This window comes from Pantoea sp. RCC30.1 (genome assembly GCF_058148845.1).
In genome coordinates this window covers 21,451-44,999 of sequence record NZ_JBXUHX010000009.1, presented here as the reverse complement: position 1 = coordinate 44,999, position 23,549 = coordinate 21,451, and the positions used below count along the sequence as shown (strand labels likewise).

General features: G+C 59.5%; 21 protein-coding genes. 8 read left to right on the top strand and 13 right to left on the bottom strand.

Going from position 1 to position 23,549, the window contains the following annotated elements; translation table 11 throughout:
* Positions 1 to 224: 224 nt before the first annotated feature.
* Entirely contained in the window at positions 225 to 1,016 is a 792-nt protein-coding gene (gene hutG, locus AC2LB6_RS10145) for an N-formylglutamate deformylase (RefSeq protein WP_490093407.1), read from the bottom strand.
* The gene (hutI, locus tag AC2LB6_RS10140; RefSeq protein ID WP_490093406.1) at positions 1,013 to 2,230 is read right to left on the bottom strand and encodes an imidazolonepropionase; all 1,218 of its coding nucleotides are present in this window, start codon (positions 2,228 to 2,230) and stop codon (positions 1,013 to 1,015) included. Before hutI ends, hutG begins: the two co-directional genes overlap by 4 nt.
* A gap of 81 nt (positions 2,231 to 2,311) precedes the next feature.
* Between hutI and AC2LB6_RS10135 the strand changes: the two genes are divergently transcribed.
* Both AC2LB6_RS10135 and AC2LB6_RS10130 read left to right on the top strand, forming a co-directional pair.
* On the top strand, positions 2,312 to 3,667 hold the full coding sequence (locus tag AC2LB6_RS10135; RefSeq protein ID WP_490093405.1) for a formimidoylglutamate deiminase: 1,356 nt from the start codon (positions 2,312 to 2,314) through the stop codon (positions 3,665 to 3,667).
* The gene (locus AC2LB6_RS10130; protein WP_490093404.1) at positions 3,664 to 4,206 is read left to right on the top strand and encodes a HutD/Ves family protein; all 543 of its coding nucleotides are present in this window, start codon (positions 3,664 to 3,666) and stop codon (positions 4,204 to 4,206) included. The genes AC2LB6_RS10135 and AC2LB6_RS10130 overlap by 4 nt, the downstream gene beginning before the upstream one ends.
* Here the strand turns inward: AC2LB6_RS10130 and hutC are convergent.
* The gene (hutC, locus tag AC2LB6_RS10125; RefSeq protein WP_490093403.1) at positions 4,190 to 4,945 is read right to left on the bottom strand and encodes a histidine utilization transcriptional repressor HutC; all 756 of its coding nucleotides are present in this window, start codon (positions 4,943 to 4,945) and stop codon (positions 4,190 to 4,192) included. The genes AC2LB6_RS10130 and hutC overlap by 17 nt on opposite strands.
* Before the next feature lie 326 nt (positions 4,946 to 5,271).
* On the opposite strand from hutC, the gene hutH reads away from it, so the two are divergent.
* The 3 genes from hutH (at position 5,272) to AC2LB6_RS10110 (ending at position 9,881) form a co-directional block, all read left to right on the top strand.
* Positions 5,272 to 6,822 carry a histidine ammonia-lyase gene (hutH, locus tag AC2LB6_RS10120; RefSeq protein WP_490093402.1) on the top strand — a complete coding sequence of 517 codons (1,551 nt, stop codon included), beginning with the start codon at positions 5,272 to 5,274 and terminating at the stop codon, positions 6,820 to 6,822.
* A 15-nt stretch (positions 6,823 to 6,837) separates the two neighbouring features.
* On the top strand, positions 6,838 to 8,523 hold the full coding sequence (hutU, locus tag AC2LB6_RS10115; RefSeq protein ID WP_490093401.1) for a urocanate hydratase: 1,686 nt from the start codon (positions 6,838 to 6,840) through the stop codon (positions 8,521 to 8,523).
* Positions 8,524 to 8,723: 200 nt separating this feature from the next.
* Positions 8,724 to 9,881 carry a M20 aminoacylase family protein gene (locus tag AC2LB6_RS10110; protein ID WP_490093400.1) on the top strand — a complete coding sequence of 386 codons (1,158 nt, stop codon included), beginning with the start codon at positions 8,724 to 8,726 and terminating at the stop codon, positions 9,879 to 9,881.
* 1 nt (position 9,882) lies between these two features.
* Here the strand turns inward: AC2LB6_RS10110 and ybiB are convergent, their stop codons facing one another.
* The 4 genes from ybiB to AC2LB6_RS10090 form a co-directional block, all read right to left on the bottom strand.
* A complete protein-coding gene (ybiB, locus tag AC2LB6_RS10105; protein WP_490093399.1) occupies positions 9,883 to 10,851 on the bottom strand; it encodes a DNA-binding protein YbiB in 969 nt (322 codons plus the stop codon).
* A gap of 26 nt (positions 10,852 to 10,877) precedes the next feature.
* A complete protein-coding gene (gene dinG, locus AC2LB6_RS10100; RefSeq protein ID WP_490093398.1) occupies positions 10,878 to 13,046 on the bottom strand; it encodes an ATP-dependent DNA helicase DinG in 2,169 nt (722 codons plus the stop codon).
* A gap of 123 nt (positions 13,047 to 13,169) precedes the next feature.
* Positions 13,170 to 13,688: a GNAT family N-acetyltransferase gene (locus AC2LB6_RS10095; protein WP_490093397.1), complete on the bottom strand. Its 519-nt coding sequence runs from the start codon at positions 13,686 to 13,688 to the stop codon at positions 13,170 to 13,172.
* The gene (locus AC2LB6_RS10090) at positions 13,685 to 14,248 is read right to left on the bottom strand and encodes a helix-turn-helix domain-containing protein (RefSeq protein WP_490093396.1); all 564 of its coding nucleotides are present in this window, start codon (positions 14,246 to 14,248) and stop codon (positions 13,685 to 13,687) included. Before AC2LB6_RS10090 ends, AC2LB6_RS10095 begins: the two co-directional genes overlap by 4 nt.
* A gap of 149 nt (positions 14,249 to 14,397) precedes the next feature.
* Between AC2LB6_RS10090 and AC2LB6_RS10085 the strand changes: the two genes are divergently transcribed.
* Together AC2LB6_RS10085 and AC2LB6_RS10080 are read left to right on the top strand one after the other, a co-directional pair.
* Positions 14,398 to 15,132, top strand: a complete 735-nt coding sequence (locus tag AC2LB6_RS10085) for a MerR family transcriptional regulator (protein ID WP_490093395.1) — start codon at positions 14,398 to 14,400, stop codon at positions 15,130 to 15,132.
* Between the two features lie 87 nt (positions 15,133 to 15,219).
* Positions 15,220 to 15,327: a hypothetical protein gene (locus tag AC2LB6_RS10080; protein ID WP_242634131.1), complete on the top strand. Its 108-nt coding sequence runs from the start codon at positions 15,220 to 15,222 to the stop codon at positions 15,325 to 15,327.
* On the opposite strand, the gene AC2LB6_RS10075 is transcribed toward AC2LB6_RS10080, so the two are convergent.
* From AC2LB6_RS10075 to osmF, 4 genes are read right to left on the bottom strand one after another with little or no spacing between them, the layout of a single operon-like run.
* Positions 15,308 to 16,039 (bottom strand): ABC transporter permease, encoded by a 732-nt coding sequence (locus AC2LB6_RS10075; protein WP_490093394.1) that lies wholly within the window; start codon positions 16,037 to 16,039, stop codon positions 15,308 to 15,310. The genes AC2LB6_RS10080 and AC2LB6_RS10075 overlap by 20 nt on opposite strands.
* Complete coding sequence (locus AC2LB6_RS10070) at positions 16,027 to 16,974, bottom strand: ABC transporter ATP-binding protein (protein WP_490093393.1); 948 nt, start codon at positions 16,972 to 16,974, stop codon at positions 16,027 to 16,029. The genes AC2LB6_RS10075 and AC2LB6_RS10070 overlap by 13 nt, the downstream gene beginning before the upstream one ends.
* Positions 16,967 to 18,142 (bottom strand): ABC transporter permease, encoded by a 1,176-nt coding sequence (locus AC2LB6_RS10065; protein ID WP_490093392.1) that lies wholly within the window; start codon positions 18,140 to 18,142, stop codon positions 16,967 to 16,969. The genes AC2LB6_RS10070 and AC2LB6_RS10065 overlap by 8 nt, the downstream gene beginning before the upstream one ends.
* Before the next feature lie 3 nt (positions 18,143 to 18,145).
* Positions 18,146 to 19,057 (bottom strand): glycine betaine ABC transporter substrate-binding protein OsmF, encoded by a 912-nt coding sequence (gene osmF, locus AC2LB6_RS10060; RefSeq protein ID WP_490093391.1) that lies wholly within the window; start codon positions 19,055 to 19,057, stop codon positions 18,146 to 18,148.
* 300 nt (positions 19,058 to 19,357) lie between these two features.
* Here osmF and AC2LB6_RS10055 point away from each other — a divergent pair, with 300 nt between their 5' ends.
* A complete protein-coding gene (locus AC2LB6_RS10055; protein WP_490093390.1) occupies positions 19,358 to 20,833 on the top strand; it encodes an MFS transporter in 1,476 nt (491 codons plus the stop codon).
* Between the two features lie 65 nt (positions 20,834 to 20,898).
* Here AC2LB6_RS10055 and idi read toward each other — a convergent pair whose 3' ends face one another.
* Both idi and AC2LB6_RS10045 read right to left on the bottom strand, forming a co-directional pair.
* Positions 20,899 to 21,441 (bottom strand): isopentenyl-diphosphate Delta-isomerase, encoded by a 543-nt coding sequence (idi, locus tag AC2LB6_RS10050; protein ID WP_490093389.1) that lies wholly within the window; start codon positions 21,439 to 21,441, stop codon positions 20,899 to 20,901.
* Between the two features lie 146 nt (positions 21,442 to 21,587).
* The gene (locus AC2LB6_RS10045) at positions 21,588 to 23,483 is read right to left on the bottom strand and encodes a methyl-accepting chemotaxis protein (protein ID WP_490093388.1); all 1,896 of its coding nucleotides are present in this window, start codon (positions 23,481 to 23,483) and stop codon (positions 21,588 to 21,590) included.
* Positions 23,484 to 23,549 lie beyond the last annotated feature (66 nt).

Sequence of the window (23,549 nt, the reverse complement as noted above, 5' to 3'; positions counted from 1 at the left end):
CAAGTTAACGTTGCGCAGTTCATCGCCAGCTTTTTCTCTTGGTGAGCCAGGCAGAATTTATGACGTATAGGGGTTCGCTGCTGAACTTGTACATACAACCAAGCAAAGGTTATGCCAGCTCTGCAGAGACGGAAAAAGGGGCGGGAGGAAGGGAGCAGGCAGGCAATACACCCTCTCCCGCACCCAATTAGCGCAACGTTGCACCGGGGTGGCGCAGCGCTGATTTATTGCGGTTTTGCCTGCGCCAGCATGGCGTGAATCATCGCCTTCAGCACATTTTGTAACTGGGCTGCACGCGCCTGCTGCCAGGCATACGGCGGGGTTTCATCCATGTAGTTGAGCTGCGCCAGCTCCAGCTGGACCGCCTCAATCTGCTGCTGCGGCTGACCGTAAGCGCGGGTGATGTAGCCGCCTTTGAAGCGTCCGTTGATCACCCAGCTGTAGTCGTTCTGGGCCGCGCACACCGCCTCAATCACCGCGCTCATGGCAGGCGTGCAGCTTGCGCCGTCGTTGGTGCCGATGTTGATATCGGGCAGACGGCCGTTAAACAGGCGGGGAATTTCACTGGCGATGGAGTGTGCATCAAACAGCAGCGCATAGCCGTGCTGCGCTTTAAGCCGCGTCAGCTCCTGCTGAATCTTCTGATGATAAGGCTGCCAGATCTGATCGATGTAGCCCTGGCGCTCCGTAGCATCGGGCGTTTTACCTGGCGCAAAGGTCGGGGTGCCGTCGAACAGGGTTTCCGGGAACAGGCCGGTGGTGGCGGTCGTGTAGAGTGGCTGGTTATCGGGCGGACGGTTAAGATCGACCACAAAGCGGGAATAGCGACCGATTAACACGCTGGCCCCGAGATCACGCACAAAATCATACAGCAGCGGAATATGCCAGTCAGTGTCAGGCAGGCCGCGCGCGGCCTCACTCAATCCGGCTTCCACGCCAGGCGTCAGCTCCGTACCGGCGTGAGGAATGCTGACAAGCAGCGGCAGGCTGCCCTGGGTAAAATGGAAAGGGTTCATTGCGGTTCTCCACGATAGATAACGGTACAGGGCAGTTCACCACCCAGCCAGTAAACCAGTTCCGCCGGACGGGCTAGCGGCCAGTGCACGAAGTTCGCTACTTTTCCCGCCTCCAGCGAGCCGTGACTGTCAGCCAGCCCCAGCGCTTTTGCCCCCCACAGCGTAACGCCTGCCAGCGCCTCTTCCGGCGTCATGCCAAACAGGGTGCAGCCCATATTAAGCATCAGACGCAGCGACAGCGCAGGCGACGTACCGGGATTGGCATCGCTGGCCAGCGCCATCGGCACGCCATGTTGCCGGAAGAGTTCCACCGGCGGACGCTGTGTCTCACGTAACAGGTAAAACGCACCAGGCAGCAGCACCGCCACGGTGCCATGCTCTGCCATCGCTCTGGCATCCTCTTCGGTGGCGTATTCAAGATGATCAGCAGAGAGTGCGCCGTAGCGCGCCGCCAGGGCTGCGCCCCCCAGCGCCGAGAGCTGTTCCGCATGCAGTTTCACCGGCATACCCAACGCCACCGCCCGGTCAAACACCCGCGCCACCTGCTCAGGGGAAAAGGCAAGATGCTCGCAGAACGCATCCACCGCATCCGCCAGCCCCAGTGCCTGCACCTGCGGCAGCAGACGGTCGCAGATGATATCGACCCAGCCATCCGGATCGTGCTTAAACTCCGGCGGAAAGGCATGGGCCGCCAGACAGGTGGCGCGGACATCGGCGGCCACGCTCTCTCCCAGCTGGCGAATCGCCCGCAGCATCCGCAGTTCGCTCTCTTCATCCAGGCCATAGCCGGACTTGATCTCCACGGTGGTGACGCCCTCGGCCAGCAGGCGATTGAGCCGCCAGCGAGCCGACGCCACCAGCTCCTCTTCAGTGGCCGCGCGGGTGGCGCGCACGGTGGAGAGAATGCCTCCGCCCTGCGCGGCAATCTCTGCGTAGCTGACGCCATTCAGGCGCTGTTCAAACTCCTGACTGCGATCACCGCCAAACACCAGATGAGTATGACAATCCACCAGTCCCGGCGTCACGATGCCGCCTGGCAGATGATGATGCTGATCGGCAATGAACTCGGGCATCTCCGCCTGCGGTCCGACCCACACCAGCTTGCCCGCCCGCACCATCAGCGCGCCCTCAGGTATCAGATGGTACTTTCCGTCCCGCATGGTGACCAGGTCGGCCCCCGTCCACACCGTCTCTACGCGCATCTCTTCTGCCATCGCTGCCTCATGCCTCCGCCGTTTACACTGTGCCTCAAAGTATGTATATGTATATACAACCACATCCGATGAGGATCAACCATGGCAACGTTTTTTGCCCCGCGCGCACTGCTGGCGGAGGGCTGGCAGCAGCAGGTGCGTATCACGGTCAATCAGGCCGGTTTTATCGACTCCATTACCCCGGACAGTCACGCTGAGGAGGCTATAAGGCTCAACGGCGAGGTGATCCCGGCGGTCGCCAACCTACACTCGCACGCCTTTCAGCGCGCCATGGCGGGTCTGGCAGAAGTAGCGGGCGATCCTCAGGACAGCTTCTGGACCTGGCGGGATCTGATGTACCGCATGGTGCAGCGCCTGACGCCGCAGCAGGTGGGCGATATTGCCGCCCTGCTCTACATCGAGATGCTGAAAGGCGGCTACACCCAGGTGGCGGAGTTTCACTATCTGCATCACGACCCCAGCGGCACGCCCTACGGTGATGACGCGATGCTGCAACAACTGATTGAAGCGGCGGAGATTGCCGGTATCGGCCAGACGCTGCTGCCGGTGCTCTACAGCTACAGCGGCTTTGGCAATCAGCCCGCGGCGGCCGGTCAGAAACGTTTTATCCAGCAGACCGATCGCTATCTGCAACAGCAGGCGCGGCTGGATGCGTGGCAGCAGCAGCGGCCACTGCTGAACCGTGGCCTCTGTTTCCATTCGCTGCGGGCGGTGAGTGAAAGCCAGATGCACGACGTGCTGGCGGCCAGCGATCCGGCGCTGCCGGTGCATATCCATGTGGCTGAACAGCAGAAAGAGGTTAATGACTCGCTGGCGTGGAGCGGCGAGCGTCCGGTGGCCTGGCTGCTGAACCGCTTTGCGGTGGATGCGCGCTGGTGCCTGATCCACGCCACCCATCTGGATGAGAGTGAACTGTCACGCCTTGTCCGCAGTAGGGCGGTGGCGGGCCTCTGTCCGACCACCGAGGCCAACCTCGGTGACGGCATCTTTCCGGCGGTGGAGTATATCGCGCAGGGCGGACGCTGGGGCATTGGCTCCGACAGTCACGTCTCGCTGAGTGCCCAGGAAGAGCTGCGCTGGCTGGAGTATGCGCAGCGGCTGCGCGACCAGCGTCGCAACCGGATCACCCTGCCCGGCCAGCCATCGGTGGGCGACCTGCTGTGGCAACAGGCAGCAGCGGGTGGTGCGCAGGCGTGCGGCATTCAGCAGGGCGCACTGGCGGTGGGACAACGTGCCGACTGGCTGGTGCTGCGCGATGAGGCGTGGCTCGGCAGCGTTGAGTCCCACGCCGTGCTGAACCGCTGGCTGTTTGCCGGGCAGCGCGATCAGATTCGCGACGTTTATGTCGCAGGTAAGGCCGTGGTGGAAGATGGCGTGCATCCCCAGCAGGCGGCGTGTGCCGTGCGCTTTGCTCAGGCGATGGCGGCGCTGCGATGATCGCCCGGTTCGAGTACGCAGATCTGGCGGTCAGCCGCTGGCGCAACGGCGGTGGCGAGACCCGCGAAATCATCAGCTTCCCGCCCGGCGGGGATCGCTTCGGCTGGCGCGCCAGTATCGCGACCCTGGCGCAGGATGGTCCCTTCTCTGCCTTTCCGGACATCGATCGGGTGATCACCCTGCTGCATGGCGACCCAGTATTATTAACCGCGCCTGATGTGCAGCATCGGCTGACGCTGCAAAAGCCGTGGGCGTTTGCCGGAGAACTCGCCTTAACGGCACAGTTGCAGGGCAGCGTCAGCGAAGATTTTAATATCATGACGCGGCGCGGTGAATGGCAGGCAACGGTGGAGGTGGTTACGATGCCCGTCAGCGCACTGCATGGCGTCGCCTGGGTTCTGGCTGGCGCGTGGCAGACGGCTGACGGAGAAAGGCTGAGCGCGCAGCAGGGCGCATGGTGGGTCGATGAAGAGGTACAACTCAGCCCGTGCGATTTTAATGCCAGGCTGCTGTTTACCCGGCTTAACCGTGTCCCCTGAAGCGGCCCAGCAGTTTGTAACGTGAGCCGGGATAGAGCAGGCGCGCATACGTCACGATTTTAGTGTCGCTCCAGGTCTGACGACGAATCAGCAGGCAGGGTTCGTGTTCATCCAGCGACAGATGTTTACGCTGACGTGCATCAGGCAGCACCGCTTCAACGATGTGCTCGCCCGCCGTCAGCGGCGCAACCCGCATCAGATAGGTGTACGGCGTCATCTTTTCATAATCCTGCGTCAGGTAATCAGGTGCCACCAACGGATTGACCAGACGGTCCTCGAGCTGTACCGGCAGATCATTTTCGTAGTGCACAATCAGCGAATGGAAGAGCGTCTGCCCGGTGGTGAGCCCCAGCACCGCAGCCTGCTCGGGATCGGCTTTATTCTGGCCAATAGCGAGAATTTTGCTGCTGTGCTGATGACCGCGCTGGGCGATCTCATCGGCGATGTTATGCACCTCCAGCATGGCAGTGTAGCCTTTCATCTCCGCCACAAAGGTTCCGACGCCCTGCATCCGCACCAGGAAGCCTTCGCTGGTGAGTTCGCGCAGCGCCCGGTTAATGGTCATGCGGCTGACGCCCAGTTCATTCACCAGTTCACTTTCTGATGGCACACGCTGATTCGCTTTCCACAACCCTTCACGGATCTGGCTGACGATGGCCTGCTTCACCCGCTGATAAATCGGGGCAGGTTCATCGCTCATTGCCGCCGTCAGTTGTGCCAGTGCCGTATGCTCGACCATTTGCTGTTCCTTATGCTGAAAGTTCCCCAAGTTTACTGTCTCGCCGCGAGAATGTATATACATCCAGTAGCGCGCGCGGTGCCCCACTGGTGCAGTCTGCGCATCCTGATGGTGCAGCCTGTCCGTCGCTTTTAGCACACAACCCGCAGCGGGCGGAGATATGATTTTTGTGATCGGTCTGGCACGACGCTTGCTTCTCATCATTGATTGTATAGACAAGAATAGACAAGAATTAACGCTTATGTTTCACTCGAATTATTCCGCTGGTTCAGGGTAAGGAAAGCAGTTAAGCCACGCCAGCACACTTGTATAGACAGGAGTAGATTATGTCAGGTTCGTTTCAGGCATTGCGCCTGGTGCCAGGCGAGGTGGACCTCGCCACATTACGCGCTATCTATCAGGGTAACGTCACGCTGAGCCTTGATGAGAGTGCGCATCAGGCGATTGCGGCAGCCCAGAAGACCGTGGATGCGATTGTCGCCTCCGGCAACGTGGTGTATGGCATTAATACCGGTTTCGGTAAGCTGGCGCAGACACAAATCCCGGCCAGCCGGCTGGCGGATCTGCAGCGTAATCTGGTGCTATCACACAGCGTCGGGTTGGGCGATCTGCTGCCCGACAATGTCACCCGTCTGGTGGTCGCGACAAAAATCATCAGCCTGGCGCGCGGTCACTCTGGCGTGCGTATCGAACTGGTTGAGGCGCTGCTGACGCTGTTCAACGCGGGCGTGATGCCCTGCATTCCGGAAAAAGGCTCGGTCGGGGCTTCCGGCGATCTCGCGCCGCTGGCGCACATGTCGCTGATGCTGCTGGGCGAAGGTCAGGTCCGGCTCAACGGCGAATTGATCCCGGCAACAGAAGGACTGGCAAGCGTCGGCCTGTCGCCGTTTGTGCTCGGCCCGAAAGAGGGACTGGCGCTGCTCAACGGCACTCAGGTTTCGACGGCGCTGGCGCTGCGTGGCCTGTTTGAAGGTGAGAACCTGTTTGCCGCCGGTCTGATGGCCGGTGCGCTGTCGCTGGAAGCGATCAAAGGCTCGCTGAAACCGTTCGACGCCCGTATCCATAAAGCGCGTGGCCAGCAGGGCCAGATTGCGGTTGCCGCCGCCGTTACCACCCTGATTGAGGGCAGTGAAATTCTGCAGTCGCATACGCATTGCGGCCGCGTTCAGGACCCCTACTCCATCCGCTGCGTTCCGCAGGTGATGGGTGCCTGCCTGGACAACTTCAGCCACGCGGCGCGGATTCTGGAAATCGAAGCGAACGCAGCCTCGGACAACCCGCTGGTGTTCAGCGACAGCGGCGATGTGATCTCCGGCGGCAACTTCCACGCCGAGCCGGTGGCCTTTGCCGCTGACATTCTGGCGCTGGCGATTGCCGAAGTCGGGGCCATCTCTGAGCGGCGAATGGCGCTGCTGCTGGATAGCGGTCTGTCCGGTCTGCCGCCCTTCCTGGTGCGCGACGGCGGCGTGAACTCCGGCTTTATGATTGCTCAGGTCACCGCCGCCGCGCTGGCCTCTGAGAACAAATCGCTGGCTCATCCGGGCAGCGTAGACAGTCTGCCGACCTCTGCTAACCAGGAGGATCACGTTTCGATGGCGACCTACGCCGCCCGCCGTCTCGGCAGCATGTGCTTCAACAGCGCCGCCGTGGTGGGCATCGAAGCGATGGCCGCCGCGCAGGGAATTGAATTCAACCGGCCGCTGAAAAGCTCCGCGCTGATTGAGCAGGCCATCGACACCATTCGTGAGCAGGTCGCCTTCCTTGAGGAGGATCGCCTGCTGGCACCCGATATCGAGGCAATGCGTCAGTGGGCAAGTCGCGCTGACTGGCCTCAGGCATTGACTGCGCTGCTGCCGAGCATGCGCCCAACTTCTTGAATTAAGGAATCTTTCATGAGCGAAACTCTTTCTCAGGCTGTGGCACGTGAAATTCGTGCACCGCATGGCACCACGCTGCACTGCGCCAACTGGCTGATTGAAGCGGCTTACCGCATGATTCAGAACAACCTCGATCCCGATGTGGCCGAGCGACCGGAGGATCTGGTGGTTTATGGCGGCATTGGTAAAGCGGCGCGTAACTGGGAGTGCTTTGAGCAGATCCTGCGTTCGCTGCGGGCGCTGCAGCCGGATGAAACGCTGCTGATCCAGAGCGGCAAGCCGGTCGGCATTTTCCGCACCCACGCGGATGCACCGCGCGTCCTGCTGGCAAACTCCAACCTGGTGCCGCACTGGGCGACCTGGGATCACTTCCATGAGCTGGATAAAGCGGGTCTGATGATGTACGGCCAGATGACCGCCGGTTCGTGGATTTACATCGGCGCGCAGGGCATCGTTCAGGGCACCTACGAAACCTTCGTTGAAGCAGGACGTCAGCACTACAACAACGACCTCAGCGGACGCTGGATCCTCACCGCCGGGCTGGGCGGCATGGGCGGCGCGCAACCGCTGGCAGGTGTGCTGGCCGGGGCCTGTGTGCTGGCGATTGAGTGCCAGGAGTCGCGCATCGATTTCCGTCTGCGTACCCGCTACGTAGACTACAAAGCCACCACGCTGGACGAAGCGCTGGCTATCATTAGCGAAGCGACCGCCGCGAAAAAAGCGATTTCGGTCGGGCTGCTGGGCAATGCCGCTGAGATCCTGCCGGAGCTGGTGAAACGCGCCCAGGCGGGCGGGCCGAAGCCGGACATCGTGACCGATCAGACTTCGGCACACGACCCAATAAATGGTTATCTGCCGATTGGCTGGGATCTGGCGCGCTGGCAGCAGGAGCGCGTTTCACAGCCGAAAGCGGTTGAGAAAGCAGCGCGTGCTTCTATGGCGATTCACGTCCAGGCGATGCTCGATTTCTGTCATATGGGCATCCCGACCGTGGATTACGGCAACAACATCCGTCAGGTGGCGCTGGATGAGGGTGTCAGCAACGCCTTCGACTTCCCTGGCTTTGTACCGGCCTATATCCGTCCGCTGTTCTGCGAAGGCAAAGGCCCGTTCCGCTGGGTGGCGCTGTCTGGCGACCCGGAAGATATCTACAAGACCGACGCCAAACTTAAAGAGCTCTTCCCGCACCACAAAACGTTGCATCGCTGGCTTGATATGGCGCAGGAGCGCATTGCCTTCCAGGGCCTGCCGGCACGTATCTGCTGGCTGGGACTGGGTGAGCGACATCTTGCCGGTCTGGCATTCAACGAAATGGTGCGCAACGGCGAGCTGAAAGCGCCGGTGGTAATTGGCCGCGACCATCTCGACTGCGGTTCAGTAGCCTCACCAAACCGTGAGACCGAAGCGATGAAAGATGGTTCGGATGCCGTCTCTGACTGGCCGCTGCTTAACGCGCTGCTGAATACTGCAGGCGGCGCGACCTGGGTCAGCCTGCATCATGGCGGCGGTGTTGGCATGGGCTTCTCGCAGCACGCCGGTATGGTGATTGTCTGTGACGGCACCAAAGAGGCCGATGCACGTCTGAGTCGGGTTTTGTGGAATGACCCGGCCACCGGGGTGATGCGTCATGCCGACGCGGGTTATGAGCTGGCACAAAGCTGCGCGGCAGGGCATGACCTGAACCTGCCGATGCAGAAGTAATACGTTGAACGGGGCGAGCAGCGGCTTGCCCCGTTTTCTTCGCATTTTTCCATTCTGAAGCTCTGCCCGGACATCACTTCCTTATTACTTATTCCATTTTGATTTAGCCTATAGCCAGCTTTCGTCCTGTCGGCGATAGACGCCGCGCCATCCGACCTCTAAAGTGAAATCTTCTCATTCTGTATGGAGCGCGACTCTGCATGTCCCTTTCCCCTGCCCTGCTTGAAGATGCCCTGCGCTGGCGCCGTGATTTTCATCGCCACCCCGAATTAGGTTACCAGGAACAGCAAACCAGCCAGTTTATCGCTGATGAGTTAGAGCGGGTGGGATTGCAGGTGTTTCGTGGTCTGGCGGGCACCGGCGTGATCGGCACGCTGGAAAACGGTCCCGGCCCGGTTATCGGCCTGCGTGCGGATATGGATGCGCTGCCGATTACGGAGAAAGGCGACGCCGAGTGGCGATCGGCGACGCCTGGGGTGATGCATGCCTGCGGACACGATGGTCACAGCGCCATTCTGCTGGCCGCTGCCCGACAGCTGGCCGCCACGCGCCAGTTTAGCGGCACGGTGCATTTCATCTTTCAGCCTGCCGAAGAGAATCTGGGCGGTGCGCGCAAAATGGTGGAAGAGGGACTGTTCCAGCGCTTTCCGATGGATGCGATTTACGCCATGCACAACTGGCCAGGGCTGCCGCTGGGCTCGCTGGCGGTTAACCCCGGCGCGATGATGGCGTCGCTGGATTCGTTTGAAATTACGCTGCACGGCAAAAGCTGCCACGCTGCGATGCCGGAAAGCGGTGCCGACCCGATGGTGGTGGCCGCCGAGCTGATTCTGGCGCTGCAGACCATTCCGTCACGTCGCCTCTCCCCGCTCGCCTCGGCGGTGGTCAGCGTGACGCAGATCCACGGTGGCGAAGCGATCAACGTAATCCCGGAACAGATTGTGCTGCGCGGCACGGTGCGCTGCCTGCAGACCAGCGTGCGTGAAAAAGTGCGCGGGCTGATTGATGAGTTTGTGGCGACCCTGCCGCGTCCGTTTGGCGTCAGCGGTGAGATTGACTGGCTGCCGGGCTATCCGGTGACCGCCAACCATGCGGCCCCGGCTGAGCAGGTGCGCGACATCGCGCTGGCGACGCTGGGGGCTGAACAGGTTCACTGGCAGGTCAATCCGTCAATGGCGTCAGAAGATTTTGCCTGCATGATGGAAGCCTGCCCCGGCGCTTACTTCTGGCTGGGCGCGGACGGTGAAACACCTTCCGCTCCGCTGCACAACGCCCGCTATGACTTCAACGACGCGCTGCTGCCGATCGGTATTACTTTCTGGCAGAACCTGGTTGAACAGGCGCTGCCAGCCGCCTGAGTCAGTAACCGGCGGCGAGGATCTGCTGCTCTGCCGCCGCCAGCGAGTCGCACTGGCCGCTGGCGCGCAGGCAGCAGGCGAGCTGCAACCGCAGTGACGCAGGCACCGGACGCTGCTGATTCAGCACTTCTTCGATCCAGCGCGCGGTTACCTCTGCCGTCTTATCGGCCGGCAGTTCAACGGCGACTTCGGGCTGACGCTCAACCCACACTTCCGCTTCCGCGTCTGCGCCCTGAATCATGCTGATCGCCGGACAGCGCTGTGGATTGGCATAGACTTCCCCTTCGGTGCCATTGAGGAGTATCGCAGGCGCATCGATGTCGCTGAAGAATTTCGCCACGCGCGGTACATACTCCGGATGCGACACGCTCGACAGACGCAGTGCCGCACGCTCCGCAAACGGGGTCGCCAGTTTTGCCAGCGTATGCGCACTGTTACGCACGCCCATTCGCCAGCGCAACGACAGCTGTTTCGCCATTGGCGGACAGAGGTGATCGATGGTGATAAAGGCCAGCTCGCCCTGATCGATTCTCGCCTGCGCCGCCTCAGCGGTAGTGACAGGAGCAATGCCCAGCGCGGCAAACACGGCTTCACTGGTGATGCGCGTCGCGTCGTCGCTGACGCCATGCACCAGCACCGGGAAGCCGAGTTTCACCAGCAGCAACGCCAGCAACGGCGTCAGATTACCCTGGCGGCGCGCACCGTTGTAGCTGGGGATCACCACGGGCATCGGCCGGTTTTCTGGCGCACGCAGTTGCATCATCTGCGCCTGCATCGCCTGATAAAAGCCGCGCATCTCTTCTTCGCCTTCGCCTTTAATTCGCAGCGCAATCAGAATGCCACCCAGCTCAAGGTCAGGCACCTCGCCCGCCAGCATCGCGCCATAGAGCGCCACCGCAGTATCAAAATCGATGTCGCGGGCATGATTTTTACCGCGACCAATCTCTTTAATAATTTTATTCAGTTCCATCACTCGCTTCCGGTTAAGTGCGCGGCTCAGCGCCGCGTGGGACGTCGTTTACGCACCGTGTTTTTGGGCACCACGGTGGCCGGTATCGCTTCCGGCTCTGGCGTTTCCGGCTGTTCAATCGGGAAGATCGGCAACGCGGCTAATAACCGGCTGCCGTAGGATTTGCTCAGCAGACGGCGGTCATAAATCACGATTTCGCCATAACATTGATGGCTGCGAATCAGGCGTCCGACCTGTTGAATCAGGGTAAATGAGGCACTGGGTAAACTCTGCACCTCAAACGGATAGCGCTTCAGGCTTTTCAGCCACTCGCCTTCGGTCAAAATTACCGGACTGTCTACCGGGGGAAAAGCGATTTTATGAATATGCACCTGACTCAGCAGATCGCCTTTCAGATCCAGCCCTTCAGCAAACGACTGCAGGCCAATCAGAACACTGGTTTCCCCTTTGGTGACGCGCTGACGGTGCAGGTCCACCAGGCGGCTGCGCGGCTGATCACCCTGCACCAGCATCGAGAGCCGCAGGTCGGGAAGACAGGCGACAAACTGCTGCATCGCCCGATTGCTGGCAAACAGCACCAGCACCCCTTTGTGCTTTTTCTGAGCCATCTGCTGACGGAAGAAACCTGCCATCTCGGCGATGTGCTCCGCTTCATGTGTCATCAGCGGCTCAAAGCGCATCTGCGGGATCACCAGCTTGCCCTGCTCCACGTGGTTAAACGGCGAGTCGAGCGCCACAAAACGGTCGCCCGCTTTCTCGCTGAGTCCCGACATCTCCTGCAGGCGATTGAAGCTGTTGAGCGATCGCAGCGTGGCGGAGGTGACCACCACATGCGGGATTTTGCGCCACAGCATTTTCTCCAACTGATCGCTGACGCGGATCCCGGCACAGTGAAACAGCAGATGCGCCTGACCTTCGCGCAGCTCGCGGGTGATCCACTTCGACACTGGCGCACCAGAGGCTTTTTCCATTGCCGCCAGCCGCCACAGTTTGCTGACCGATTCAAACCAGCCAAACTGGCGATTGAGCTGTAGCAGATTGCGATGCAGACGTACCAGATCGACTTTGCCGGTCTGCTCGCTAAGCGCATTAATCAGGCCTTCACTCAGGCCGCGCAGGGCGTCGCTGAGTTTGAACAGCCGGGCACAGAGTTCCAGCAGTTCCTGCGGCAGTTCGCCCAGCACAAAGCGAAATTCGCCCGGCTGGTTATGCGGCGGCAGCAGCGGATTCAGCGCCTGCGCGGTCACGGTCAGCAGTTCGCGCAGCTCATCGCAGTGCGCTTTCAGCCGCTCCGGGTTAGCCAGCGGCGGCGGCGATTTTGGCCGCATCTGCGTCATAATGCTCTCTACCAGCTTGATAAAGAGGTCGAGCTGCAGGCTGCTCCAGCCCGGCGTGATGTCGGCGCTCATCTCCAGCGCATCGCGGGCCACTTCCGGCAGATGATGCCCTTCATCCAGCACCAGCATCAGGTTTTTGGCCGGTGGCAGCACCGACTCGTTTTCCATCGCCGCCATCACCAGCGCATGGTTCGCCACCACCACATCTACCTGCTCTATTTCGCGTCGCGCCACAAAGAACGGGCATTCACGATACCAGTGACAGTGCGAACCGAGGCAGCTTGCTTTGTCGGTAGAGAGGCGCTGCCACAGGCTGTCGCTGACGTTCTCTTCGCTGTGATCGCGCAGGCCATCCCACTGGTAGCGATCCAGCGATTTCTGTAAGCGGCCGCACTGCGTCTGTTCTTCTTTGGTGCTGCTGACCGCGTCATCATCCAGATAGAGCAGCAGATCGCCCTGCTGATCGGCGTCGGCCGCCATCGCCGCCAGATTGCGCGGACAGACATAGCGCCCGCGGCCAAAGGCAGCAGTAAAGGTGAGGTCGGGGATGATTTTCTTCAGCAGCGGCAAATCTTTGGTGAAAATTTGATCCTGTAGCGCCACGTTGGCGGTGCTGATCACCAACTGCTTTTCCTGGGCGCGGCTGGCCGCAATGCCCGGAATCAGATAAGAGAGTGTTTTGCCCACGCCGGTCGGCGCTTCAACCGCCAGATGGCGCGAATCGTCGCCCGCCAGACATTTTGCCACTTCGGCAATCATCTGGCGCTGCGGCGCACGCGGGATGAAATCAGGCACCTGCTCCTGAAGCGCTTTATACCATTGCGCTATCTGGCTTTTTACTGCGGCTGTCAGGGCCATGATTTGCTTTACCACACTGAAAATATGGCCTGTATTTTTACACAGTATCCCGGCGACGTCAGCTTTCGCGCGGAATTTTTCGTGCGCCGTCGTAAATTTCAGTGAGTGCCCGGCGGCGGCTCTCTACTCCAGTACTTTGTACATATAGGTGGTGGCATCCAGCACACCTTCAGTGGATTCGGCATAAAACGGAATCGATCCCGCCACCTGCCAGCCAAGTGAACGATAAAGCTCGCTGGCAACATCGCCGCTGCGCGTATCCAGCACCAGCAGGGTTTTACCCTGCGTACGCGCCCGCTGTCCGGCGAGCTCCATCAGCTCACGGGCGATACCCTGACGGCGCGCCCTGGGATGCACCAGCAGTTTGCTGATCTCTGCCCGGTGTCGGCCATTTGGCATGGCGCTGCCACTGAGAATGACAGTGCCCACGATGCTATCGTGCTGCCGCGCGACGAATAATTCGCTGTCGCCGTCTGCCAGACCGGCGATCCGCTGCTGCCAGAATCGCGTTATCACTTCTTCGTCTTCGGCATCAATAAAGCCGACACTGGCGCCGTCTGCCACACAAGCCTGCAGCACCTCCGTCAGTTCACCCAACTGCTGTTGCGCTTCGTCGGCGCGAAGTATTGCGTAATTAATCATGGTTTCGCCACCACCAGTAAATAGCGCGCGCCAGCAGTCGGGTGCGCCTCAAAAGCCGATTTCCCGACCAGATGAAAACGTAGGCAGTCACCGGGCTTCAGCGCCCACTGCTGCGCCCCCATCGTGACGGTGAGGCCGCCCTCGTGTAGCCAGATATGCTGCTCCAGCCCCTGTATAGGTGGCGCATCGTAATCTATACGTGCACCGGGCCGTAGTTTGCCCTCAACCAGTTCGCATCGAAAATGAAGTGCAGGAGGTGAAACATTCCGGCGAATAAATCCGCTGGATTCATCCTGCCACACGGGCTGCTGGTCATCTCTGATCAGCAGACTGGACTCCTCCTCCACTTCACTGAGCAGGCGCGACATCGTTAATCCGTAGGCAACACACAGACGGTTAAGCAGCGCAGCAGTAGGGCTGGTCTCGCTTCGCTCAATGCGCGATAATGACGCACGACTGATGCCCGTAGCGACAGAAAGTTCATCCAGCGACCAACCGCGTTGCAGGCGTAATTCTGCCAGCCTCACCGCCAGTCGTTGCTCCGTATTCAGCTCTGACATAGTAATTTCTCACATTTGGGAAAAATTCTCTTATGTGAGATATAACGGAGAAACGGCGTATCAGTCAAGTTGTACATCGAGAAATGTATTGTACAACTTAGTCGGCTTCGTTATGGTAATTACACTCAGACCAATCGAAAGAGGAATTTATGACCTTATACAGTATCGGTGACGTTGCCGAGCGCTGTGGCATAAACCCAGTCACTCTGCGCGCCTGGCAGCGTCGTTATGGCTTACTGAAGCCGCAACGTACCGAAGGCGGACATCGTCAGTTTGACGAAGAAGATGTTCATCGCATCGAAGAGATCATGCGCTGGATTGAAAGCGGCGTGCCGGTCGGCAAAGTTAAAGCATTGCTTGAAGGTGGCGATGTTGATGCCCATGACGGCTGGACGACACTGCAGGATGAGCTGATCAGCGTACTGCGTCACGTCAGACCCGCTAAACTTCGTAACAAAATTACCGCGATTGGTCGCGAACATCCGATTGATGCGCTGATCGATCACGTGTTCATGCCGGTACGCCAGAAGCTGAGTCTGGACCAGAACACCGCCCGCACGATGTGCAGTCTGCTTGATGGTTTGCTGATCGACTATGTCGCGTTCTGCCTGACTGGCAGCCGGAAAAAATCAGGAAAAGATGCGCTGATTATTGGCTGGGGTATCGACGATCGTACCCGCATCTGGCTGGAGGGCTGGCGTCTGTCGCAGCATGGCTGGCGCATTGATGTGCTGGCTGAACCGCTGGATCTGCCGCGTCCTGAACTCTTTCCTGGCATGAATATGTTTGTCTTTACCGGTAAAAAACTAACCCGTCGCCAGCAGGAACAGCTGTCACACTGGCAGGAACAGGGTTATGCCGTGCGGTTGCATGAACCCGGCTGATAACAAAAACGCACGCCGGGCACTTTGCCTTCTGCCTTGCGCGCGCTATTATCCCCGCCTCACTGTTAACGAGCTCAGGTTTTAACCATGAATGTCAAAAAAGCCTTTTTCGCCACGCTGTTTTTTATTATGGCGGCCGGTGGCACCAGCGGTCTGATGCTGGTCGGATACTCTCTCATCGTTCACTCACGCTAAACCCGCGCTGAAGGCGCTCAAACAGACGATCGCTGACTATCGCCAGCAGCGCCACCAGCAGTGCCCCCTGAATCACATAGGCTATATTAAATCCGCTTAAGCCGATAATCACCGGCGATCCCAGACTTTTCGCGCCCACCGTTGAGGCGATAGTCGCTGTGCCGATGTTGATGATCACCGAGGTGCGTATCCCGGCGATAATTACCGGCGCAGCCAGTGCTAGCTCGATCTGCCATAATCGTTGCCAGCTGCTCATGCCGACGCCGATGGCGATCTCCCGGCTGCTGGCCGGTACGCTATCAATACCCGCCAGCGTCCCCTGTAAAATTGGCAGCAATCCGTAGAGCAGCAGCGCCACGACTGCGGGCCAGGCGCCAAATCCCATCACCGGCACCGCAATTGCCAGCACCGCCACCGGCGGGATAGTTTGCCCCGCCGCCACAATGGTCTCCATCAACGGCCGGAACGCACGGCCCGCACGCCGCGTCACCAGCACGCCACTGCCTATACCCACCACAATCGCCAGCAAGCTGGCGGTGACTACCAGAAACAGATGCGCCAGTGTCAGCTGCCAGAAGCTTTCCTGCTGATAGAGTGGCCGCGCCAGTTCCGGAAACCAGCGGTGAAACAGCGGCCCGCTGTAAGGCATCAGAGTCAGCAGCGCGCCGTAGAACAGCACCAGCCACAGCAGTGGATCCTTTAGCCTGCGCATGTTGACGCCTCGCGCAGTTGCAGCAGGTCGCCAAAGTGGAGCACGCCCAGCGGCTGTTGTTGATTGTCGATGACCGGCAGTTTATCGGTGCGCCGGGCGATAAACTGCGACAGGGCGTCACGCAGCGTCAGGGCTGCGGCGATCGGTTCGCCCGCCAGCCACTCGCCACGCCGCACCGCATTTCCCACCTGTTCCAGCGACAGCAGCCGCACGCCCATTTCACTGCGACCAAAGAAGTCACGCACAAAATCGTTTTTTGGCTGGGTCAGCAGCTCTACCGGCCTGCCCTGCTGAACAATCTCACCGTTATCCATCAGCACGATACGGTCCGCCAGTGTCAGCGCTTCATCGATATCATGGGTCACCAGCACGATGGTGCGGCCCGACAGCCGATGAATGCGCAGCATCTCCTGCTGCAGCACACCGCGCGTCACTGGGTCGAGCGCGCCGAATGGCTCATCCATCAGCAACACTTCCGGATCGGCCGCCAGCGCCCGCGCCACACCCACCCGCTGCTGCTGCCCGCCGGAGAGCTGATGCGGATAGCGATTCAGCAGTTGCTCGTCGAGATTGAGCAGCGCCAGCAGCGCCGCGATGCGCTCATCGACCTGTGCTCTGGGCCAGCCCAGCAGGACCGGTACCGTGGCGATGTTCTTCCGCACCGTCCAGTGCGGGAACAGGCCAATCGACTGAATGGCATAGCCCATGCGCCGCCGCAGCGTGCGGGCATCAAGCTGGCGGATCGACTCACCGGCAAAGCGAATCTCACCACTATCAAACTCCACCAGCCGGTTGATCATCTTAAGGGTGGTCGATTTACCGGAACCGGAGGTGCCGAGCAGCACGCAGAACTCCCCTTTTGCCACCTGCAGGGAGAGATCTTTCACTGCGGCTTTGCCGTTAAAGGCGCGGGAAACGCCATCAAATTCAATCATCTTTTCTCTCCAGCAGTGAGATTAGCAGGCGGAACAGCGCATCAATGACAACTGCCAGTGCAATCACCGGGATCACCCCCAGCAACACCAAATCCAGCGCACTGCTCAACAGTCCCTGGAAAATAATCGCGCCAAAGCCGCCCGCGCCAATCAGCGCCGCGACCACCGCCATGCCCAGCGTCTGCACCACAACCACGCGCAGACCCGTCAGCCAGACCGGCAGCGCCAGCGGCACATCCACCGCAATAAACTGCTGCCAGCCGCTCATGCCCATGCCGCGCGCGCTTTCGCGCACCTCCTGCGGCACCTGTTGCAGCCCCACCACCACGCTGCGCACCAGCGGCAGCAGGGCGTAAAGCACCAGGGCTATCAGCGCTGGCGCCATGCCAATGCCACTAATACCCCAGTCGCCGAGCCACGGAAACTGCAGAGCCAGACCGGCCAGCGGCGCAATCAGCAGTCCAAATAGCGCCACCGACGGCACCGTCTGAATCACATTCAGCACGCCGAACACCCCACCCTGCCAGCCTGGCCGCCGGAACAGCGTGACGCCCAGCGGCAGCGCAATGATCAGCGCAGGCAGCACGGTGCCCGCCAGCAAGGTCAGATGACGGCTCAGCGCGGCATCAAACACCGCGTGGCGGTTGGCATACTCTTTCAGGAGGGAGAGATCGCTGAGCTGGCCGCTGAACAGCAGCAACAGCGGCAGTAGCCAGACCTGCAGATTGAGCAGCAGCTGGCCCAGCCGATGGGAAGTCAGTTGCCGCACCTGATCGGTGATCAGCAGCAGGATCAGCGCACCGCTGCACCACAGACCGCTGGCAAAGCTGGTACGCGCCAGACGGCTGCCCTGCTGGCTGAGCAAAGTGGCCTGATGACCGCTGAGCCAGATGATCACAGCCAGCAGCAGTTCGGCCGCCAGCAGAGCCACAATCAGCGTGCTGCGTCCAGGCAGACGCCACAGCAGCAGCCACAGCGTTGCCAGCGGCAGCATTAATAGCCCGAAGTAGCTTATCTGCCAGCCCATCAGCGCTTCGCCCGCCACCAACCGGTTCGGGGCGAAGTTAAGAAATGGCAACGCCACCAGCGCCAGACTCAGCAGCGTCAGCAGCAGCAAAGCCACCGGCTGCTGAGCCGGACGGCGTATCGCTTCCCGCGATATCTGCATCGGTTACAGCAGCTTTTTCTGCTGCAGCCACTCGGTTGCTACGCTGCTGGCATCCTGACCGTCGACAGCGATTTTTGCGTTGAGCTGTTGCAGCGTCTTCTCATCAAGTGCGCTGAACACCGGCTTCAGCCAGTCTGCAATTTGTGGATAGGCTTTCAGTACCGATTCGCGGATCACCGGCGCCGGCGCATAAATTGGCTGAACCCCTTTGGGATCGCTGAGCGTCTGCAGACCCAATGCCGCCACCGGACCATCAGTGCCGTAAGCCATCGCCGCGTTCACGCCAGAGGTCTGCTGAGCTGCCGCGCTGATGGTGACAGCGGTATCGCCGCCCGCCAGCGACAGCAGCTGATCCTGCTTGAGGTCAAAGCCATACGCTTTTTCAAAGGCCGGTAAAGCATCGCTGCGTTCAATAAATTCGGCTGACGCCGCCAGCTTGAAGGTGCCACCTTTTTTCAGAAAGGCGCTGAGATCGGCCAGCGAAGTGAGCTGGTCCTTGTCAGCCAGATCTTTACGCACTGCGATGGTCCAGGTGTTGTTGGCCGGAGCAGGCGTCAGCCACACCAGATGGTTTTTCTCCGCATCCAGCTTCTTCACCTTTTCGTAGCCTGCGGCGGCATTCTTCCATGCGCTGTCTTTTTCATCGTTGAAGAAGAATGCGCCGTTGCCGGTGTATTCCGGGTAGATATCGAGTTCGCCCGCCGTAATGGCACCACGCACCACCTGGGTCGTACCGAGCTGGATTTTATTGACGGTTTTTACCCCATGCTTTTCCAGCACCTGAAGGATCACGTTGCCCAGCAGCGATCCTTCGGTATCAATTTTTGAGCCGACCCGCACCGGATCGGCCGCCTGTGCCATCCCCATACTGAGCAGCAACGCGCTGACTCCCATCCAACCCCGAATTGTGACCATGGCCTTTTCCTTATCGCGTTATCGCGTGATGTTTTTGCGTTTCGTTAGTGCGTGATGTCTTCGCGTGGCGTAATTCAGGCTGCGATCCTGCCGCTGAGAGGGAGACTGGCAGGATGGGCAGCGGAAATAATCTGCCTTAAAAGCGTAGCCTGGCGCGGCGGTGATGCAGTTGACTTTATCGCAAAATGATAACGATTTGAGATTAGAAAATTATTATTTATAACTGAAATGAATTTACGTCTGGGCGTCTAAACGGCTATTCTCGAAAATCTGTTTTTATAATAAAAGATGCATAACATCATGTCCGACCTGATCTCTTCCGCCCATGTGGCATCAGCAGGGAGTTCGCCCGGTGGCGAAACACAGTGGATTCGCAGCGCAGCTGACGTATCCCGCTTAGTGAACAGCGGCGACAGCACCCGTAACAATGCCCGCATCGTGGTGGCGATTGCGCTGGGAGGCGTGTTCCTCGACGCCTATGACCTGGGTGCGCTGGCCTTTGGCATCAAAGAAATCACGCGCGAGTTTAGTCTCACCCCGACCGGCACCGGCATGGTCGCCTCGGCAATTACCTTCGGAGCGATTATTGGCGCGCTGATTGGCGGCTATCTCACCGACAAAATTGGCCGTTATCGGGTCTTCATGGCCGATATGTTTTTTTTCGTGGTGGCGGCTATCGCCTGTGCATTTGCTCCCAATGAATATGTGCTTGCTGGCGCGCGCTTCGTGATGGGGCTGGGCGTCGGGATCGATCTGCCGGTGGCGATGGCGTTTCTGGCGGAGTTTTCAAAGCTGCGCGGCAAGGGGAATAAAGCGGCCAGCGTGGCGATGTGGTGTCCGACCTGGTACGCGGCGATCAGCATCTCCTATCTGCTGGTGCTGCTGCTCTATGCGGTGTTGCCCGAAAGTCATACCGACTGGCTATGGCGGCTAATCCTCGGTTTTGGCGCCGTTCCGGCGATTGTCATCATCGCTATCCGCAGCCGTTACATGAGTGAATCCCCGGTGTGGGCAGCCAATCAGGGCGACCTGAAAGGGGCTGCGGCGATTTTGCGCAGTGCGTGGAATATCAATGCCCAGGTGGCTCCCGACGCGGGGCTGACCGCTGCCACGCCGGTGCGCAAGGCGAGCTGGCGAAACTATGGTGCGCTGCTGCAGGGCGTATATCGCCGCCGTACGCTGCTGGCGACCATTACCTCTATCGCCTCGTCGTTTGCCTATAACGCGGTGGCGTTTGGTCTGCCGGTGATTATCTCCAGCTTCTTTGCTCAGTCAATGCTCACCACCATTCTGGTGTCGCTGGCGCTGAATCTGCTGTTCGCCTTTGTTGGCGGCATTCTGGCGGTGCGACTGGTGCCGCTTCTGGGTGCGTGGAAGATGTCGGTGGCGGGTTATGGCTGTCAGTGTGTGGCGCTGCTCGGGCTGGCGCTGATTGGTCGCCCGGAAGGCGGCCAGGAAGCCGCGCTGGCGATCGGCATGCTGGCGCTGTTCCTGTTTGGTCAGGGATTCGGACCGGGCTCGCACACCATGACTTTTGCGTCGCTGAGTTACCCGACTTCGCTGCGCGGCGTGGGGGTCGGCTTTAACCAGACGCTGATGCGCGGCAGTTCGACCGTTTCGCTGTTTCTGTTTCCAGTGCTGGTCGCGGCGCTGGGCACCGGCGTGTTCTGGGTCATCTTCCTGGCCCCGCTGGCCGGCCTGCTGGCGCTGCTGGCGATCCGCTGGGAACCGTCGGGTTATGATGTGGATGCGGAAGATTTTGAATTGCAGCGATAAACAACGGTCAGGGCGTGGATAGCACGCCGGCTCAGGGAGCAAACCGCACCTCAGTGCGGTTTTTTTTATGCGGTGACTGCCGGGAAAGGAAATTCTTTGAGATAGTCCGGGATGCGCGGGAAAGTGTGCAAAAACCACGGTGTGAACTGCTGTGGCTGCTGCTGCATCTGCTCCTCAATCAGCGCCATCGGGCGATAATCAAAGGCATCTGCTTCCTGCGGATTCAGCTGCGGCAGACTGTCGCAGACGGCAAAGAAGACGTGACCATATTCATGCTCAGTCAGGCCATTGCTCAGCTTCAGGTTGTAGCTCAGTTCAAATACCGGCGTCAGCGTTACGACCATCCCCATCTCTTCACGCAGACGGCGCTCGGCGGCGTCGCGGGTCGACTCATGGGGGTAAGGATGACCACAGCAGGTATTACTCCACAAGCCACCACAGTGATATTTATCGCTGGCACGCCGCTGCAGTAACAGTTCCTGCCGGGAATTGAAGACGTAGACCGTCACCGCGCGGTGCAGTAATCCTTTTTCATGCACTTCCAGCTTTTCCATTTTGCCGGTGGGACGATCGAGGTGGTCAACGAGGATAACTTCAATAGCAGACATGGCGTTTCCTTGAGATTATTCCCAACTATTCTGGCACAGAATGAGCAGTTTGGGCGGATCATCGAGGATTTTTTACCCGAGTCAGGCGGCGATAAGCAGATGAAGCAGAGAGGAAATCAGGCCAGCAACGCTGGCCCGGAGAGGAATTACAGTCGGAAACTCTGAACCACCCGCTCAAGCTGGGTGCTCTGCGATTCCATCGCCTGTGCGGCAGCAGAAACCTGCTCCACCAGCACGGCGTTCTGCTGCGTGGTGCCATCAAGCTGGGTAATAGCCACGTTAACCTGTTCAATACCCAGACTCTGTTCGCGGCTGGCTGACATGATTTCACTCATCAGTGTGGTGACACTGCTCACGCCCTTCATCAGCTCATCCATGGTCTGACCCGCCTGCTCAACCAGCGCACTACCGGTATCGATATTCGCCACTGACTCTTCAATTAACTTTTTAATCTCACGCGCCGAGTTAGCTGAACGCTGCGCCAGGTTGCGCACTTCCGATGCCACCACCGCAAAACCGCGCCCCTGTTCACCGGCACGTGCCGCTTCTACTGCGGCGTTAAGTGCCAGGATATTGGTCTGGAATGCGATGCTGTCGATCACGCTGATGATATCGACCACTTTACGGGATGAGTGATGAATCTCGCCCATCGTAGTGACCACCTGACGAACCACTTCAGTGCCACGTGCGGCTACCTGTGAGGCATCGCCCGCCAGCTGGTTAGCGTGCGTCGCGTTGTCGGCGTTCTGACGGACGGTGCCGGTCAGCTGTTCCATCGATGCAGCCGTTTCGACAATCGAGCTGGCCTGATCTTCAGTACGGGACGAGAGATTGGCGTTGCCGCTGGCAATTTCCCGCGACGCGGCGGTGATCGCCAGTGCGCTGTCACCCACCTGCTGGAGCAGGCCCTGCAGATAGATGATGAACTGGTTAAAGCTCTGTGCAACGGCGTTGAACTCTGGGCTGTTGCTGGCTGGCAGACGCTGAGTCAAATCGGCGCCCCCGGTCGACAGCGCTTCGATATTGCTGTTCAGCACGTTAAGACGTTTCATCATGGCGCGGACAAAGCCCAGCGACACCAGCAGCAGGATCACCGCCAAAGGAATCTGCACCAGACCCAGGCGGGTCAGCATGTTGTGTGACTGCGCTTTCAGCAGGCTGGTTGGCAGGCTGCTGGCGAGATACCACGGGCTGCCAGGAATGGCCTGCACAAACAGCGTCTGCTCGCCTTCACTGCTGTCGTAGGTGGTTTCCAGCGGCTGATTGCCAACACCGTTCAGCAGCGTTTTCAGCGGTCCTGCCATCGGTATCTGCACGTCAGCCAGGTTCTCAAGCTTCGGTGCGGCATTCACCAGCGCGCCATTGCCCACGACTTTACCGTCGGCTTCGACGATCAGCACGTTGCCCTGAATGGTTTCACCCATCTGTTTCGCCAGCTGGTTAAAGAACCCCAGCGTCACGTCGATGGTGGCGACACCCCAGGCGGTGCCGTTTTTGTAGATGGCCATAGCACAGTTGGTGCGCGGCTGCGGGCTGGCGGCATCCTGATAGGCTTTTGCCCAGGCACACTGGCCTTTCGGAGCGGCCATGCCATCTTTGTACCAGGGTTGCTCCCAGTATTTGTCAGCCGCGTCGGAGTTCCAGTAGGTGTTCACCTGCAGTTCATTGCTGGCATTACGGGCAAAGAAGCTGCTGTCCTTCTCTTTGGCCGGGTCACGACGGTTAGGCAGTGGCCAGATACCGCCACCAAACACATTGCTGTCCTGATACTGGTTAACCAGCGTCGGTAACAGGGTATCGATAGTGGCGCTGTCCATGACGGATGCGGCTTCGGTAATGGCGCGCTGCTGAGCCTGAACGCGGTTCATCTGTTCAACGATACCGGAAGCCAGCGAATCCACCTGATAGCGAACCAGACGGCTTTCGCTGTCGACCAGCTGTGGCGCGACAAACTGATTAATAACCCAAACTGTAACGAGTAAAAGCGCAACAAAGAACGCGATCATTGTTGCGGTGAAGCGGGATTGTGTTGTTTTAAACATCTTTGTTCCCCTGAACCTGGTGCGGCGCGATTGCCTGATCCGGTTTAACGGCGCGGCACAGAGGAA